Raw genomic sequence first — 15,628 nt, forward strand, 5'->3', positions numbered from 1 at the left:
CCGCGCGGGGCCGGCCGTCGGTCGTGATGGCGTCGGGGAGGGCGTTGGTCGCGTCATGGTCGGACACGTCGCCCGGATGGCAAATAGCTATGGGGGACGGCCCCGCGGCCCGTGGGTCGTGTCACCACAATCGTCATTAGCACGTGGCCCGGCGAACGTGTATGGCGAGCGACAACGAGGAGCTCCACGGCCTCATCCGCGAGTCGGTGCGGGGCATCGCGAGCGACTTCGACCGCGAGTACTGGCGCGAGCACGTCGACGAGAAGCAGTTCCCCGAGGAGTACTGGCAGGCGCTCGCCGACGACGGCTGGCTGGGCGTCGCCATTCCCGAGGAGTACGGCGGCGAGGGGATGGGGATGGAGGAGATGACCATCATCGTCGAGGAACTGTCGCGGGGCGGCGGGCAGGGCGGCATCGTGTTTGTCCTCACCCCCGTCTTCGGCGGTATCGGCGTCACTCGCCACGGAACCGAGGAGCAGAAACAGCACTACCTCCCGAAGATCGCCTCTGGCGACATGCGCTTCTGCATGGGCTTGACCGAGGCCCACGCCGGGACGAACACGCTCAACATCGAGACCCGCGCGGAGAAGGAGGGCGACGAGTACGTCGTCTCCGGTCAGAAGATGTGGATATCCGGCGTCGAGAACGCCGACACGATGTTGCTTATCGCCCGGACCAGCGAGTTCGACCGGTCGAACCCGACCCACGGCGTCTCGATGTTCCTCGTCGACGACCCGGCCGAGCGCGATGCCATCTCGCTGTCGACGGTCGACGTCGCTCTGCCCTGGTTCGAGAAACAGTACCAGGTCGACATCGACGGGCTTCGCGTCCACGAAGAGGACATCCTCGGCGAGGAGGACGGCGGCCTCTACATGCTCTGGGACACGCTCAACACCGAGCGTATCGCGGGGGCGGCCTCCTCGCTCGGTGGTGGGCTTCGAGCCGTGGACCTCGCGGTCGACTACGCCTGCGAGCGCGAGGTGTTCGGCAAACCCATCGGTGCTCACCAGGCCATCCAGCACCCGCTGGCCGAGTCGTACGCGAAACTGCTGGCCTCACGTGAGATTCTCTACAAAGCTGCCCGACTGTGGGACGACGGTGAGGACTGCGGGATGGAGGCCAACGCCGCGAAACTGCTCACCAGCGAGTTCGGCACCGAGGCCGCCGACCGTGCCATCCAAACCCACGGCGGCAACGGATTCACCCGCGAGTACGAGGTGTACGACATCTGGCAGAACATGCGCCTGACGCAGGTCGCACCGGTCACGAACCAGATGGCGAAGAACTACATCGGCGAACACCACCTCGGTCTTCCCCGGAGCTACTAGCTCGGTGGCGCTCTCCTCGGTCGTCACTCGTCGGTCGAGAGTGGCCTCGCGGTCCGAAACACCACGACGTACGCACCGACGTACGCCGTCGCGACGACCGGGAGGCTCCACCGGCCGACGGTGTCGGCGTCGCTCAACAGCAGTTCCGGCACCGCGAGGACGAGCGCACCGGCGAGCGAGAACGCGTACGTCCACAGCGTCAGGTCCCACAGTCGCTCGAACCCACCGGGGTGGATGGCGATACGAACGCCGACGGGGATCGACGCGGCCACCAACACTCGCACGAGCGGACCCACCCAGGCGTCCGAGAGCCCCCCGGTCAGCACGTTCGTCGCGGGGACGAGGAGGGCGAACACGCATCCGGCGGCGAGCACCGCTCGTGCGGCGTGGTACAGCGCCGCACGCGGAGTGACCATTCGGTCGAAAATACGGTCACGGATTGAAACAAGTTTCGACACTGACCTTGGATGTCCTTATACAGTAGAGTCGACCGTGTGAGAACATAGGTCATGTCAACAAACGCTTTTACGAGTGTAATCGAAACGACGAGTCGTATGCCCGAGACCGTCATCCCAGAACCCGAGGACGCGAACGAATCGGACCTCGAGACCGAACCCGACGCCGAGGCCGAGGAGACGCCGGAGAACGACGCCGAACCCGACGCCGAAGAGGAGCCACCGTTCTACATCCCGACCCCCGGTGGCCTGCGCGGACTGTAGACTGAGAGCGAGCTTTCGACCCGACGGCATCGCCACGGAGCGGCGCGACCGAGGCGGTCACTCCGACCCGTCCGGTGTGGCACCCGCCGGGGCACTCGACCGGTCGCGCCGGACGTACCAGAGCGGCACGAGGTAGGAGGCGGCCAGCGACATCGTCCCGGGGAGTCCGACTCCGCCACCGGTCAGTCCACCGAGGAGGAGACCGACCACGAGGACGGCGAAGCCCACGCAGACCTGGGCGAGGACGAACAGGCCGAGCGGACGAAGGCGGACGCCGAGTGCGACGTGGCCGACGGCGGCGAGCGTCGGGAGTCCGTGGAGGACGAGAGCGCCGTTCTCGCGGAGCAGGTCCGCCGGCCCTTCGGTGGTGCGGTCGGTCGCTGGCCCCACCGCGCTCGCCGCGTCGGGCGGGAGTCCGAGGACCGTGGCGACGACGGGCCCGAGTATCACCAGGTACGCGAGGAAAGCGAGGAGGACCGTCCCGAACGCCCGAACCCAGCGGTAGACGGGGTCGTCCGTCTCGTCGACGTCGCCGGTCGCGTCGGTCCTAGAGGGCATCGACTCGTCGTGGTCAGGGCCGAAGAAAAATAGTTCGTTCTGGAGACAGTCGGGCTACTCTACAACTCCTCGCTCGGGGAGAGCGGCCCGTCAAGGTGCTGGTCCGCCTCCTCCTCCAGTTTGTACCGCTGGACCTTCTGGGTCGCGCTGCGGGGGAGTTCGTCAACGAAGAACACCCGTCGGGGGTGGGCGTACGTCGCGAGGTGGTCGAGCGTGAACCGCCGCAGGTCGGTCTCCGAGACCTCCTCGCCTTCTTCCAGCACGACGAACGCGACGGGGGCTTCGCCCTTCGTCTCGTGGGAAACGCCGACGACGGCCGCCTCGGCGACCGCTGGGTGTTCGTACAGCGCGTTCTCGACCTCGGCGGGGTAGATGTTCTCTCCACCGGCGATGATCATGTCGTCGGCGCGGTCGACGATCCAGAAGTAGCCGTCGCGGTCGACGCGCGCGACGTCCTCGGTGTAGAACCAGCCGTCGTCGTCGAACACCTGGTCGGTCTTGTCGGGGCGGTTGTAGTAGCCCTCGAACACGTTCGGCCCGCGGATGGCGATCTCCCCCGTCACGGCGTCGTGGTCGTCGAAGTCGATGTCGGGGTTCGGGTGCGGCGAGAGGTCCTCGGGCGCGACGATGGTCTCGCGTGTCTCCGGGTTCGTAATCTTGAGTTCGACGTTGTAGACGGGCGGCCCGACACAGCCAGCGGCCTTCCGCACGCCGCGGGAGGGTTCGACGGTGCCCGCGGGGGCGGTCTCGGTCATCCCCCACCCCTCGACCATCGGGACGTCCCACGCCTCCTCGATGGTGCGGCGGGTCTCGTCGGCCAACGGCGCGGCCGCGCACGTCACGCTCTCGAGTGACGAGAGGTCGTACTCTTCGGGGTTCTGGCGGTACTCCCTGAACATCATCGTGTACATCGCCGGAACGCCCGCGAACTTCGTGATGCCCTCGTCCTCGATAGCCCGGAGCATCGGGACGGGTTCGGGCGTCGGCTGGAGGTACATCGTCGTCCCCGAGTAGATGCCTGTCCCCATCAGCGCGTTGAGCGCGTAGATGTGGAACAGCGGGAGGACGAGCAGGAACGAGTCCTCGGGGTCGATTGCCAGGCCGCCCTTGTCGTACGCTTCGATGGTCGTCAGCAGGTTCTCGTGGGTGAGCATCACGCCCTTGGGACGGCCGGTCGTTCCCGAGGTGTAGGGCTGGCAGGCCACGTCGTCGTACGCGCGTTCTGGTCGGTCGAGGTCCGGCGACGCGTCCGAGAGCGCGACCTCCAGGTCCTCCAGTCCCTCCCCGCCACCCGCGACGAGCGTGTGTTCGACCTCGGCGGCCGCGGCGAGCTGGCCGACCTGGTCCGCGATGAGTTGGGAGCCGAGCAGGTGGTTCGCCCCCGCGTCGTTCAGCACGAACACGAGCGTCTCGGGGTCCATCCGGAGGTTGAGCGGCGTCGGTACCCCGCCAGCCTTGATGGCCCCGAAGTACGCGACGGGGAACTCGTTGGTGTTCGGAATCATCACGCCGACCCGGTCGCCCGGAGACAGTCCACGGTCGAGGAGCACGTTCGCCATGCGGTTCGAGCGCTCTTCGAGGGCCGCGAACGACAGTTCGTCGGCGTAGAAACTGAACGCCGGTTTCTCGCCGTAGCGGTCGGCCGCCATCGCGGGCAGGTCACCCAGGTGCCGGAGTGGTTCGCCTCGGTAGAGTTCCATGGTGTCGTTTGACGCTGTTCGTGAGCTTACATAAACGTTCACACCGTTGGTAACCGTTGGTCGGTCGAGAGCTACCACCGCTCACCGGGGCGGTTATGCGGTCGTCGTCCGTCTCACCGGTATGGACGTACGCGGTGCGGTCGTCGACCTGGACGGGACCGTCTACCGAGGCGACAGCCTCGTCGACGGGGCGCGCGAGGGAGTCGCGGCGCTTCGCGACCACGGCGTCGACCCCCTGTTCGTAACGAACAACCCGACGCGCTCGCCCGCAGAGTACGCTCGTCGACTGGGCGAGTTCGGACTGGACGTGACTGCCGACCGGGTGCTGTCGGCCGGGTCGGTGACCGCTCGGTACCTCGCGGCGAACCACGACGGCGAGGCCACGTTCGTCGTCGGGAGCGACGGGTTGCGCGAGCAGTTGCGGGCGGTCGGGGTGGCGCTGACCGACGACCCCGGCGCGGCCGAGGTGGTCGTCACGTCCCATACCTACGGCTTCGACTACGAGGCGCTGACCGAGGGGCTGTGGGCGCTCCGGAGCACCGAGACGTTCGTCGGGACGGACCCCGACCTCACGTACCCGAGCGCGGACGGGCGGGACCGGCCCGGGTCGGGTGCCATCACGCGTGCGGTCGGGGGGGTCGCCGCTCGCGACCCGGACCACGAGTTCGGAAAGCCCTCCCCGGAGACGCTGGCGGCGATTCGCGAGCGTCTCGACTGCGCGCCGGAACACTGTCTCGTCGTCGGGGACCGCCTCGACACCGACGTCGCCCTCGGTGTGCGCGGCGGGATGCTGACGGCGCTCGTCCTCTCGGGCAGCACCTCGCGAGCGCAGTACGACGCCCGCGACGCCGACGCTCACCCGACCCCCGACCACGTCTTCGAACACCTGGGTTCGCTCGGAACGGTCTTGTGAGTTACTGTCTGACATAGCTTTTTATACGAGCGTGTGCTTCACACGACCATGAGGAACCCAGACAGCCCGTACCTCTTCGGCGAGGTCGACGAGGAGGAAGAAGAGGAGGAAGTGGAGTTCGTCGAGACGCCCGACGTCAGCCGCGAGACCGTCATCGTCGACGGTTCGGCGATGAGCTACCACGGCTACCAGGCCCAACAGGACGAGGAGTGAGCGACCGACCGCCACCACCCGGCCGGCCGCGTCGTCCGCCGGTACGGCCACTCTCGCCCGTCCGATAAACTCTCCGCGGGGGGTCCGCGGTTCCATACGGTTTTTTGTGCCCGACGGTGTTCTGTGTCGGTGTCACATGGCAGACAAAGAAGAACTCCGTCAGCAGATGATCGACGCGTTCGAAGGTGCGGACTACCCCATCAACAGCCCGATGGACCTCGTCCCGGCGCTCCCGAACGGTCCCTCGACGCGCTTCGAGTCCGGTGACTTCTCGATGACCGCGATGGAGCTGAACACGAAGCTCGGTGGCGGCGACTTCCCGTACGAGTCCCCCGAGGCCTTCGTCGACGACGTCATGGACCAGCTCGAAGACCAGGGCCACTTCTGAGTCGCCGGTCACGACAGCCTCCGATTTTTCAGCGCACCAGGACCGCCAGCGCCGTCGCGAACGCCCCCAGCGCCAGCGCCCCCCAGTTCGCGACGGTGTTGCTCGCTCGGACCAGCCCCAGCGAGAACCGTCGTCCCGACAACGGCCACAACAGCGGGACGCCCGACGGCGTCACGACGTCCCCCGCGAGGTGCGTCAGGATGCCGAACACCCCGACGAACCCGGCGAACGGGACGAGCCACGGCGCGGCGAGCGACGGTGGCAACTGGTTCGCGAGCAGAGTCGCCGCACCCGCCAGCACCCCGCCGACGGCGAGCGCGAACGCGAGCGTGTGCGTCGGCCCTCGATGGGGGACGAACGGCAGTCGCAGGTCGACGTCGGGCAGTCGCGCCAGTGCGAGGACGCCGATACCGCCCGCGAGCGCCAGCCCCGGGCGAGCGTCGAGCAACAGCCACCCGACCGGCGCGTAACAGACCAGCGCCACACCCCAGTGGCCCTCCTTGAGCATGGACGAGGTGACGACCCGAGCGTCATCAACGGTCCGTTTTTCTCGACGCCGGCCGAGGCTCCCGTATGCAAGACACCGTCGCGTCGATTCTGGAGACCTACGGCGCGTTCCTCATCCCCGCTCTCGTCTTCGCCGCCGGCCTCGTCGGCTACGGCGTCCTCTACGCGATGAGTCGGCGGGGCCTGCTCGACTGGCTGAACTGACCGTCGAGAGCGCGCTCCGGACAGCCACTGGAGGGCCACCGGACGACCGTCGGACCTAGAGCTTTGGCCTCCCCCGTTCACCACCGGGACATGAGCGACGACACCGAGCCAGCGATGCGGAACTTCCCGGTACCCGCGTCCGACGACCTTCCCGCGGACCTCCGCGAGCGCATCGACGAGGAGACCGACCGCGCGGGGTTCACCCCCAACGTCTTCTCGGCGATGGGCTACAAGCCGAGTCACTTCCGAGCGTTCTTCGAGTACCACGACGCGCTCGTCGAGGACACCGCCCTCGAACGCGAGGAGATAGAGATGCTCGTCGTCACGGTCTCGGGCGTCAACGACTGTCTGTACTGCGTCGTCGCCCACGGCGCGCTCGTCCGTATCTACGCGGGGGACCCGAAACTCGCCGACCAACTGGCGACGAACCACCGCGCCGCCGACCTCAACCCGACCCACCGTGCGATGCTCGACTTCGCGGTGAAACTCACTGAGTCGCCGGGCCGCGTCGACGAGGAGGACCTCGCGACGCTCCGCCAACACGGGTTCTCCGACGAGGCCATCTGGGACATCGCGAGCGTCGTCGGGTTCTACAACCTCTCGAACCGGATGGCCGTCGTCAGCGACATGCGACCCAACGAGGAGTTCTACACGCTGGGCCGCGAGCAACGGGAGTAGTCCCCACGGAGAGACCGCTACCAGAAACGCCCGGCGGGACCGCTCTTCTCCGGACGGACGCCCCACAGCGCGGCCGAGTGCATCTCGACGGGACTGAACGGAAGGTTGTCGCCCTGTCCGGCCATGTTCCACCACCGCTCCTCGTGGCGGTTCCAGTAGACGCCGTTGAAGTTGAACTCCGTGCAGTACCACGTCCCGTCGGTCGCCATGTCGAAGTCCACGGCCCACGTCGCCTCGGGGAACGCCGGGGCGATTCGCTCGGCGTACGCACGGGGCCGGTCGAACGACACGCCGTCGAGGCGTTCTGCGAGGTAGTCGTAGTGGTCGCCACAGGTGAACGACCGATTCGGCGACGCCGGCGTCTGTCCGAGGACCGCCCCGTCGTCGACGAAGAACCGGACGCTCGGTCGACAGCCGTGGGTCGGGTGCGGGCAGAACGCGAGGTCCAGCCACTCGCGGACGACGAGGCCGCCGCCGTGGGGCCACCACTGCGCGTCGTTCTGCGAGAGGAGCGACGAGACGACGTCGTCGACCACCTCGGGCGTCGGTTCGGAGACGAACGACCCCTCGCGGAGTCTGACGGTGGCGGCCTTCCGCTCCGTGCGGACGAACGCCCGGTCGAGGTCGTGGTCGGCCATGAACGCGAGAATCGCGTCGGTGTCCCACGCGTAGCCGTGGGCGTCGTCGGTCTCCTCCAGCGCGACGAACTCGGTCTCGGGCACCGGCACGTCGAGCGCCGACAGCCGCGACCAGTAGTAGCTCAGCCGCGACCGTTCGTCCGCGAAGTCCGTCGGGTAGAGCGAGACGGGACCGACCATACGGCTCACTGACGGGTCGTCCGCATCAGTGCATCGGGGGCGTGACTCGACGTCTCACGGCAGTCGCTTTCGAATCGAAACTCGAATCGCCGAAACCCTGTTGCGACCAAAGCACCTACCGAGGGGTATGCCCGACCTCGACGACATCGACCGGACCATCCTGCGACTGCTGGTCGAGGACGGTCGACGACCGTACAGCGACATCGCGGCGGCCGTCGACCTCTCGCCGCCGGCGGTCTCCGACCGCGTCTCACGCCTCCAGGAGTGGGGCGTCGTCCGGCGGTTCACCGCGGACGTCGACCGCTCGCGACTGCGCGACGGCGTCTCCGTCCTCGTCACGCTCGACCTCGCGCCGAACACCGTCGAGACGACGCGTGCGGCGCTCGTCGGCGACGAGGCGGTCGAACACGTGTTCACGACGGCCGAGGGGTCGTTGGTCGCCTCGCTCCGCATCCCCGACGGCGACGTGCGTGGCTACCTGGAGGAGACCATCGACTACGACGCGGTGCGCGACCTGGCGGTGTCGTTGCTCACCGCGACGTCGTGGTCGCCCGGCCTCGGCGCGGCGGAGTTCGCCCCCGAGTGCGCCGAGTGTGGCAACACGGTGACCGCCGAAGGCGAGACGCTGACCCTCGGCGGCGAGTCGTACCACTTCTGTTGCTCGTCGTGTGCGGGGCGGTTCGAAGAGCGCTACGAGGAACTGGAGTCAGGGGTGTAGGTCGAGCGGTCGAGAGAAGGCGCACCAGCGACGTCGTCGGTCGTTACGCGCTGGCGTCGTAGCCCGCACCTTCGACGGCGGCGACGAGCGCATCGGTGTCGGCCTCGCCCTCGACGGTCGCCGTCTCGGCTTCGTTGTCGGCACTCGCTGACTCGACGCCGTCGACGGCCTCCAGCGCCTCCTCGACGCTCTGCTCGCAGTGTCCACAGCTCATCCCGGTGACGGTGAGTGTCTTCGCCATGCGTGTCGATTGCAGCCACAGACACTTGTACCTGCACGATACGTCGCGACGATAGAGTTTGGAATCGTAAGTTCGAGCACTTCTCGGCGATACAATCGAAGTCACAATCCGGTTGAACCTCGGTCCCGTCTAGTCCAGTATGAGCTACCGCCGCGAACGCCTCGCGATAACCGGGATGAGCTGTGCGAACTGCTCGTCATCGGTGACCGAGGCGCTCGAATCGCTGGAGGGGGTGAGGGAGGCGAACGTCAACTTCGCCACCGACGAGGGGACCGTCGAGTACGACCCCGAGGTCACGTCGCTGGCCGACGTCTACGACGCCGTCGACGACGCGGGGTACGCCGCCGTCGACGACACCGTCCGCGTCACCGTCACCGACATGTCGTGTGCGAACTGCTCGCAGGCGGTCGGCGAGTCGCTGCTGGACACGCCCGGCGTGATTTCGGCGGACGTCAACTTCGCCACCGACGAGGGGCGGGTCCGGTACAACCCCGAGGAGGCCTCGCGGTCGGACCTCTACGACGCCATCGAGCGGGCAGGCTACTCCCCGGTCCGCGACGACGGTGCGGACGGGAGCGGGACGGACGAAGACGGTGACACCGAGAGTCGCGCCGACGCCGCGCGCCGCGCCGAGGTCCGCCACCAGCGGAACCTCGTCCTGTTCGGTGCGGCGCTGTCGCTGCCGCTGCTCGGGATGATGGTGCTCGAACTGTTCGCACCGGGGACGCTCCCCGAGACCATCCCCGGCACGGACCTCGCGATGGGGTGGGTCGCGTTCGCGCTAGCGACGCCAGTCCAGGTCGTCCTCGGCCGGGAGTTCTACGTCAACTCCTACAAGGCGGTCGTCCGCAACCGGGCCGCGAACATGGACGTGCTCATCGCGCTCGGCTCTTCGACGGCGTACCTCTACTCCGTCGCGGCGCTCGCGGGCCTCATCGCGCAGGCGGGGCTGTACTTCGACACCGCCGCGCTCATCCTCGTGTTCATCACGCTGGGCAACTACCTCGAAGCCCGCTCGAAGAGCCAGGCCGGCGCGGCGCTCAAGCGCCTGCTCGAACTCGAAGCCGACACCGCGACCGTGGTGGACTACTCGGAAGAGTCGGGTGCGAGCGACGAACGCGAGGTCCCGCTCGACGAGGTGCAGGAGGGCGACTACCTGAAGGTTCGTCCCGGCGAGAAGGTGCCGACCGACGCCGAGGTCGTCGAGGGCGAGTCCGCCGTCGACGAGTCGATGGTGACCGGCGAGTCCGTCCCCGTCGAGAAAGCGCCCGGCGACGAGGTCGTCGGGGCGACGGTCAACCAGAACGGCGCACTCGTCGTCCGCGCGACGAAGGTCGGGGCCGACACCGCGCTCCAGCAGATCGTCGAGCAGGTCCGGGATGCCCAGTCCCGTCAGCCCGACATCCAGCGCGTCGCCGACCGCATCAGCGCGTACTTCGTCCCCGCGGTCATCCTCAACGCGCTGTTCTGGGCGGCCGTCTGGTACCTGTTCCCCGAGGCGCTCGCGGGAGTCGTCGACGCCCTCCCGCTGTGGCGTCTCGTGGGAGGTGGCCCGGCCGCCGCCGCGACGGGCGCGGCCGGTATCTCGGCGTTCGAGTTCTCGGTCGTCGTGTTCGCCAGTGCGGTGCTCATCGCGTGTCCCTGTGCGCTCGGACTCGCGACGCCCGCCGCGACGATGGTCGGCACCACCATCGGCGCACAGAACGGCGTGCTGTTCAAGGGCGGTGACGTGCTCGAACGCGTCCGCGACGTCGACACCGTCGTGTTCGACAAGACGGGCACGCTGACGAAAGGCGAGATGGAACTGACCGACGTCGTGGCCGTCGGCGCTCGTAGCGACGGCGGTGACGCCGACGCCGCGACGGCGGCCGACGGCGGGCAACTCGAACACGCCGACGAGTCGCTGGACGACGCCGAACTGCTCCGCCTCGCCGCCAGCGCCGAACGCGACAGCGAACACCCGCTCGCGCGGGCCATCGTCGAGGGGGCCGAGGAACGCAGCGTCGACCTCGTCAGCCCCGACTCCTTCGAGAACGTCCCCGGTCACGGCGTCCGCGCGACCGTCGAGGACCGCGAGGTGCTCGTCGGCAACCGTAAACTGCTCGCCGACGCCGGTATCGACGTCGCTCCCGCCGAGGAGACCGCCGAGCGTCTCGAATCCGAGGGGAAGACGGCGATGTTCGTGGCGAGCGTGCCCGCGGGCGCGAACGACGGTCAGGTCGTCGGGGTCCTCGCCAACGCCGACACCGTCAAAGAGACCTCGAAGGAAGCCGTCCGGACGCTCCGCGAGCGCGGGACCGACGTGTGGCTCATCACCGGCGACAACGAGCGGACCGCCCGCGCCGTCGCCGAGACGGTCGGCATCGACCCCGAGCACGTCCACGCCGAGGTGCTCCCCGGCGACAAGGCCGACGCCATCACGGAGTTCCAGTCCGACGGGCGAGAGGCGATGATGGTCGGCGACGGCGTCAACGACGCGCCCGCACTGGCGGCCGCGTACGTGGGCGTCGCCATCGGGTCGGGGACCGACGTCGCCATCGAGGCCGCCGACGTGACGCTGATGCGCGACGACCCGGTGGACGTGGTCCGCGCCATCCGCATCTCCGAGGGGACGCTCTCGAAGATCAAGCAGAACCTGTTCTGGGCGCTGGGCTACAACACGGCGATGATTCCGCTCGCCTCCCTCGGCCTGCTCCAACCGGTGCTCGCGGCGGGCGCGATGGCCTTCTCGAGCGTCAGCGTGCTCACCAACAGCCTGCTGTTCCGCAGCTACGACCCCGAGGAGGACTACCGACTGCTCGGGTTCCTCCGGCGCTGAGCGAACGCGTCTCCCACCGAACGCTGACTGTAGCCTCCTCCTACCGCCCCCCCGAAACGTGCTCCGAGTCGGACGGCTCCGCCGGGCCGGTCGAGGCACTCGCCGGTTCGTCTCCCGTGACGAGCGCGTCGCGTTCGAGTCGCCCGAGCAGGACGACGACGGGACCGAACAGCACACCGGCGACGACGAACGGCGTCCAGAAGCCGACCCCCGAGTAGAGCGCTCCCGCGAGCGCGGGGCCGACGGTTCGAGCGAGACTGCCGGCGCTCTGGGTGAGACCGAACGCACCGCCCTGCGTCTCCGCGCTCGCCGTCCGCGAGACGAGTGCGTTGAGCGAGACGTTCGTCAGCGCGTTGCCGAACGCCAACGGCGTGGCGACGAGCGCGAGCGCCACCGACGCACCCGTCTGCCACGGTTCGAGGCCCGCGAACGCGACGAGTTCGAGGCTCCGCCCCCAGTCGGCGGCGAACGGCACCAGGCCGAGCGTCACGAACTGGACGGTCGCCCCGGTGACGGCCAGTCGGTACTCGCCGAAGCGGTCGGTCAGCGGGCCGACGAGACCGCCCTGTACGACGGCGATGACGACGCCGAAGTAGGTGAGCAGGAGGGCGTTCTCGGCGGTGCCGAAGGCGAGCAGGTCGTTGGTCAGGAAGATGAACTGGCTCTCGAACGCCGAGAAGGCGAACGACGCGACGAAGAAGGAGACGACGAGCACGCCGAGCGCGGGCGTTCGGAGCGCGCCGACCAGCGCCTCGATACGCGACTGGTCGCCCGTCTCCGAGCGCGTGCGGTCGGGTTCGGGGAGGACGACGGCGGCGACGACGAGGTTGACGGCGGTGAGCGCGGCGGCGACGAAACTCGGCAGCGTGAACTCGGTGATGGGGGCCCACGGCACCAGCGCGCCGACGGTGTCGAGTGCGGGGCCGCTGGCGGCGAGACCACCGATGGCCGGGCCGAAGATGAACCCCAACCCGAACGCCGCACCGAGCAGGCCGAGGCCACGCGCGCGCTCCTCCGGGGGTGTGATGTCAGCGATGTACGCCTGGGCGGTGGCGATGTTCCCGCCCATCGCGCCGGCCAGCGCGCGGGCCAGGAACAGTATCACCAGTCCGTTCGCGGCTCCGACGAGCGAGCCGAGTTCTCCCGCGAGGCCGAACAGCGTCCACGCGAGCGTACTCCCGAACAGCGAGATGAGGATGACCGGGCGGCGGCCGCGTTCGTCGGACAGCCGACCGAGTAGCGGCGCGAACACGAACTGGAACAGCGAGTAGACCGCGACGAGGAGGCTCCCGACGAACTCGTTCGCGCCGAACGAGAGCGCGTACAGCGGGATGACGGGGATGAGGATGCCGAACCCCAGCAAATCGACGAACACGACGAGAAAGAGCGTCGCGAGCGCCCGCCCCTGGTCGACGTCGGTGTTCGCGTCCGGTCCCGACTCGGTCCCGTCCGGGCCCGCCCCGCCCCGGGAACCGCTCACCGCGCGCCCCTCCACGCCGACGGTCCGTCCATACTACTCGGTGACCACCGGGCGCGAAAGCAGTGTCGGCGGGCCGACCCCGACGGGGGCCGTCACCGACGTCGCTCTCGCGACACCACCCCGTTGCAAAGATTCAACAAGTACGAGTCGATGAAAGAATCATGGACGAGAACGAATCGCCCGCCGTCCGCCTCGACGGCGTCCACAAGCGCTACGGCGAGGTCGTCGCGCTCGACGGTCTCTCGCTGTCGGTCGACCGCGGCGAACTGTTCGGCTTCCTCGGCGCGAACGGCGCGGGGAAGACGACGACCATCAAACTGCTGACGGGTCAGCGCACGCCGGACGCGGGGTCGGTGTCGGTGCTGGGACGGGACCCGAGCGACGACCCTGTGGAGACGCGCCGCCACCTCGGCGTCCTCCCCGAACGCGAGGACCCGCCGAGTTTCGTGACGCCGCGGGAGTACTTCGCGTTCGTCGGGCGCGTCCGCGACATCGACGAGGAGACGCTCGACGCGCGCATCGACGGCTGGACCCACCGTTTCGGGTTCCGCGACCAACTCGACACGCTCTGTACGGACCTCTCGCGGGGACAGCGCCAGAAGGTGATGATCACCGCGTCGTTCCTCCACGAACCCGACCTCGTGTTCATCGACGAACCGCTCGCCAACCTCGACCCCGTCATGCAAGAGCGCCTCAAAGCGTTCCTCGTCGACTACACGAGCGAGGACAACACGGTCTTCCTCTCGACGCACCACGTCGACGTCGCAGAGGGGATATGTTCGCGGGTGGGTATCCTCCGGGACGGTCGCCTCGCCGACGACCGGCGACCCGACGACGAGGACGGCCGCCTGCTCGACGCGTTCTTCGACGGGGTGCGTTCGGAGTGAGTGCGGGTCGGGCGGACGGCCTGTTCTGGGCGCTGTTCCGCGAGGAGTGGCGACTCCACGCCGACCTGTTCGGCGGGCGGCGGTTCGCGGCGTTCCCGGCGTTCGTCACCCTTCTCGCCGCCGCGGCGCTGTACGGCCTCCACGTCGTCGGGACGCCGCTGGCGGACTCGCTGGCGGGCCTGCACGCGCTCGTGTTCGTCTTCGGCCTCCAGACCGGGGCCGTCGCCTTCGTCTCCTCTGACGCCCTCGACAGCCTGCTGGGAGACGTGACGTTACTGCTCTCCTCGTCGCGGACGCTCCCCGTCTCCGAGCGGCGCATCTACGCGCTGTTCCTCCTGAAGGACGCGCTGTACTACTCGCTGCTGTTTCTCGCACCGCTGGCGCTCGCGGTGGCGGGCGTCGGCGTCGCGACGGGGCGACTCGACCTCGTCGTGCGCGCGCCGCTGTTGCTGGCGACGCTCGCGGGGACGTTCTCGCTCGGTCTCGCGACGACGCTCGTCGGTATCGGCCTCGGGCGACGCGGCGTCGTCGGGCGTGTCCTGCTCGCGGGCTGCGTGCTGGGCGTAGTGGGGGCGCTCTGGAAGGGGGTGCCCGTCGTCGCGTACTCGCCGTACGGCGTGTTCGCCACGTTCGACCCGCTCCGTGCGGTGGTCGCGCTGGTCACGGTGAGCGGCGCCGGCGTGCTCGGCTGGTGGCTGTTCGACCCCGACCACGAGCGCCGCGCCCGGACGACCCGCGACCGCTTCGACGCGCTCTCGGAGCGACTGGGCGACCCGCTGGCCGCCCGGTCGCTGCTCGAACTCCACCGCTCGGGTGGCGGCGTCGTGAAGGTCGTCGTCTCGACGGCCATCGTCGCGGGCGTCGCCGTCGCGCTCCTCGAACTCGTGAGCCGGGTCGTCGGCGAGCCACCGGCACCCGCCATCGCGCTCGGCGCTATCCTCGCGCTGACGGCGTTCACGACGTACAACTGGTTGACCCAGTTCGACTCGCTGGAGGAGTACCGCACCCTCCCGCTGTCGGTCGGGGACGTGTTCCGGGCGAAGGCGCTCGGGTTCGCGCTGTTGCTCCCCGTCGGCGGCGCGGGCTACCTCGCGACGGCGCTGTACGTCGGCGTGACGGTCGTCGAACTCGCCGTCGGGGGCGTCCTCTTCCTCGGCGTCTCGGCGTACCTGTTCGGCGTCACCGTCCTCCTCGCGGGCGTCGAACCCAACGAGTTCCTCTTCGATACGGTGCTGTTCGCGACGTTCACGCTGTGCGTCGTGGTGGCGCTCGTCCCCGTGCTGGTCGCTGGCCTCGTACTCCCGCTGACCGCGACGCTCGCTGCGGGCGTCGTCGCGGAGTCGCTCCTCCTCGGAGCCGTCGGCGTCCTCGCGCTCCGTCGGGCCGCTCCGCGCTGGGAAGCGCGGTTGCTCCACGACTCATAACACCCCGAGTTGTGCAAGCGTCGGTTGTCCGTGC

At 68.8% G+C, this 15,628-nt stretch carries 18 protein-coding genes; 11 read left to right on the forward strand and 7 right to left on the reverse strand.

Translation table 11 applies throughout. From position 1 onward, the window contains the following. The first annotated feature begins 161 nt into the window (after window positions 1–161). Complete coding sequence (locus tag M1L36_RS18410; protein ID WP_250875199.1) at window positions 162–1,328, forward strand: acyl-CoA dehydrogenase family protein; 1,167 nt, start codon at window positions 162–164, stop codon at window positions 1,326–1,328. Between the two features lie 23 nt (window positions 1,329–1,351). Here the strand turns inward: M1L36_RS18410 and M1L36_RS18415 are convergent, their stop codons facing one another. Beyond that, window positions 1,352–1,744 carry a hypothetical protein gene (locus M1L36_RS18415; protein ID WP_250875200.1) on the reverse strand — a complete coding sequence of 131 codons (393 nt, stop codon included), beginning with the start codon at window positions 1,742–1,744 and terminating at the stop codon, window positions 1,352–1,354. A 138-nt stretch (window positions 1,745–1,882) separates the two neighbouring features. Here M1L36_RS18415 and M1L36_RS18420 point away from each other — a divergent pair, with 138 nt between their 5' ends. Continuing rightward, window positions 1,883–2,047, forward strand: a complete 165-nt coding sequence (locus M1L36_RS18420; protein ID WP_250875201.1) for a hypothetical protein — start codon at window positions 1,883–1,885, stop codon at window positions 2,045–2,047. A gap of 57 nt (window positions 2,048–2,104) precedes the next feature. Here M1L36_RS18420 and M1L36_RS18425 read toward each other — a convergent pair whose 3' ends face one another. Continuing rightward, window positions 2,105–2,605 (reverse strand): hypothetical protein, encoded by a 501-nt coding sequence (locus tag M1L36_RS18425; RefSeq protein ID WP_250875202.1) that lies wholly within the window; start codon window positions 2,603–2,605, stop codon window positions 2,105–2,107. Between the two features lie 59 nt (window positions 2,606–2,664). Then, on the reverse strand, window positions 2,665–4,305 hold the full coding sequence (locus M1L36_RS18430; RefSeq protein ID WP_250875203.1) for a class I adenylate-forming enzyme family protein: 1,641 nt from the start codon (window positions 4,303–4,305) through the stop codon (window positions 2,665–2,667). 121 nt (window positions 4,306–4,426) lie between these two features. Between M1L36_RS18430 and M1L36_RS18435 the strand changes: the two genes are divergently transcribed. The 3 genes from M1L36_RS18435 to M1L36_RS18445 all read left to right on the forward strand — a co-directional run bounded on the left by M1L36_RS18435 (window position 4,427) and on the right by M1L36_RS18445 (window position 5,819). Next, complete coding sequence (locus M1L36_RS18435; RefSeq protein ID WP_250875204.1) at window positions 4,427–5,218, forward strand: HAD-IIA family hydrolase; 792 nt, start codon at window positions 4,427–4,429, stop codon at window positions 5,216–5,218. 48 nt (window positions 5,219–5,266) lie between these two features. Then, a complete protein-coding gene (locus M1L36_RS18440) occupies window positions 5,267–5,431 on the forward strand; it encodes a hypothetical protein (RefSeq protein WP_250875205.1) in 165 nt (54 codons plus the stop codon). A gap of 136 nt (window positions 5,432–5,567) precedes the next feature. After that, window positions 5,568–5,819, forward strand: a complete 252-nt coding sequence (locus M1L36_RS18445) for an MTH865 family protein (RefSeq protein WP_250875206.1) — start codon at window positions 5,568–5,570, stop codon at window positions 5,817–5,819. A gap of 28 nt (window positions 5,820–5,847) precedes the next feature. Here the strand turns inward: M1L36_RS18445 and M1L36_RS18450 are convergent, their stop codons facing one another. Further along, window positions 5,848–6,327, reverse strand: a complete 480-nt coding sequence (locus M1L36_RS18450) for a metal-dependent hydrolase (protein WP_250875207.1) — start codon at window positions 6,325–6,327, stop codon at window positions 5,848–5,850. A gap of 65 nt (window positions 6,328–6,392) precedes the next feature. Here M1L36_RS18450 and M1L36_RS18455 point away from each other — a divergent pair, with 65 nt between their 5' ends. Then, complete coding sequence (locus M1L36_RS18455) at window positions 6,393–6,530, forward strand: hypothetical protein (protein ID WP_250875208.1); 138 nt, start codon at window positions 6,393–6,395, stop codon at window positions 6,528–6,530. 90 nt (window positions 6,531–6,620) lie between these two features. After that, window positions 6,621–7,208, forward strand: coding sequence for a peroxidase-related enzyme (locus tag M1L36_RS18460; protein WP_250875209.1), 588 nt, complete (start codon window positions 6,621–6,623; stop codon window positions 7,206–7,208). 17 nt (window positions 7,209–7,225) lie between these two features. Here the strand turns inward: M1L36_RS18460 and M1L36_RS18465 are convergent, their stop codons facing one another. Beyond that, entirely contained in the window at window positions 7,226–8,026 is an 801-nt protein-coding gene (locus M1L36_RS18465; protein WP_250875210.1) for a hypothetical protein, read from the reverse strand. A 127-nt stretch (window positions 8,027–8,153) separates the two neighbouring features. Between M1L36_RS18465 and M1L36_RS18470 the strand changes: the two genes are divergently transcribed. Continuing rightward, window positions 8,154–8,744 (forward strand): AsnC family transcriptional regulator, encoded by a 591-nt coding sequence (locus tag M1L36_RS18470; RefSeq protein WP_250875211.1) that lies wholly within the window; start codon window positions 8,154–8,156, stop codon window positions 8,742–8,744. Window positions 8,745–8,787: 43 nt separating this feature from the next. On the opposite strand, the gene M1L36_RS18475 is transcribed toward M1L36_RS18470, so the two are convergent. Further along, window positions 8,788–8,985 carry a heavy-metal-associated domain-containing protein gene (locus M1L36_RS18475; RefSeq protein ID WP_250875212.1) on the reverse strand — a complete coding sequence of 66 codons (198 nt, stop codon included), beginning with the start codon at window positions 8,983–8,985 and terminating at the stop codon, window positions 8,788–8,790. A gap of 139 nt (window positions 8,986–9,124) precedes the next feature. On the opposite strand from M1L36_RS18475, the gene M1L36_RS18480 reads away from it, so the two are divergent. Further along, window positions 9,125–11,803 carry a heavy metal translocating P-type ATPase gene (locus tag M1L36_RS18480; RefSeq protein WP_250875213.1) on the forward strand — a complete coding sequence of 893 codons (2,679 nt, stop codon included), beginning with the start codon at window positions 9,125–9,127 and terminating at the stop codon, window positions 11,801–11,803. Between the two features lie 40 nt (window positions 11,804–11,843). Here the strand turns inward: M1L36_RS18480 and M1L36_RS18485 are convergent, their stop codons facing one another. Beyond that, on the reverse strand, window positions 11,844–13,283 hold the full coding sequence (locus M1L36_RS18485; RefSeq protein WP_250875214.1) for an MFS transporter: 1,440 nt from the start codon (window positions 13,281–13,283) through the stop codon (window positions 11,844–11,846). A gap of 161 nt (window positions 13,284–13,444) precedes the next feature. Here M1L36_RS18485 and M1L36_RS18490 point away from each other — a divergent pair, with 161 nt between their 5' ends. Together M1L36_RS18490 and M1L36_RS18495 are read left to right on the forward strand one after the other, a co-directional pair. Further along, a complete protein-coding gene (locus M1L36_RS18490; RefSeq protein WP_250875215.1) occupies window positions 13,445–14,170 on the forward strand; it encodes an ABC transporter ATP-binding protein in 726 nt (241 codons plus the stop codon). After that, window positions 14,167–15,594 carry a hypothetical protein gene (locus M1L36_RS18495; protein ID WP_250875216.1) on the forward strand — a complete coding sequence of 476 codons (1,428 nt, stop codon included), beginning with the start codon at window positions 14,167–14,169 and terminating at the stop codon, window positions 15,592–15,594. The genes M1L36_RS18490 and M1L36_RS18495 overlap by 4 nt, the downstream gene beginning before the upstream one ends. The last annotated feature ends 34 nt before the right edge of the window (window positions 15,595–15,628 follow it).

Source organism: Halomarina rubra (genome assembly GCF_023699475.1).
Classification (GTDB): Archaea; Halobacteriota; Halobacteria; order Halobacteriales; family Haloarculaceae; genus Halomarina; species Halomarina rubra.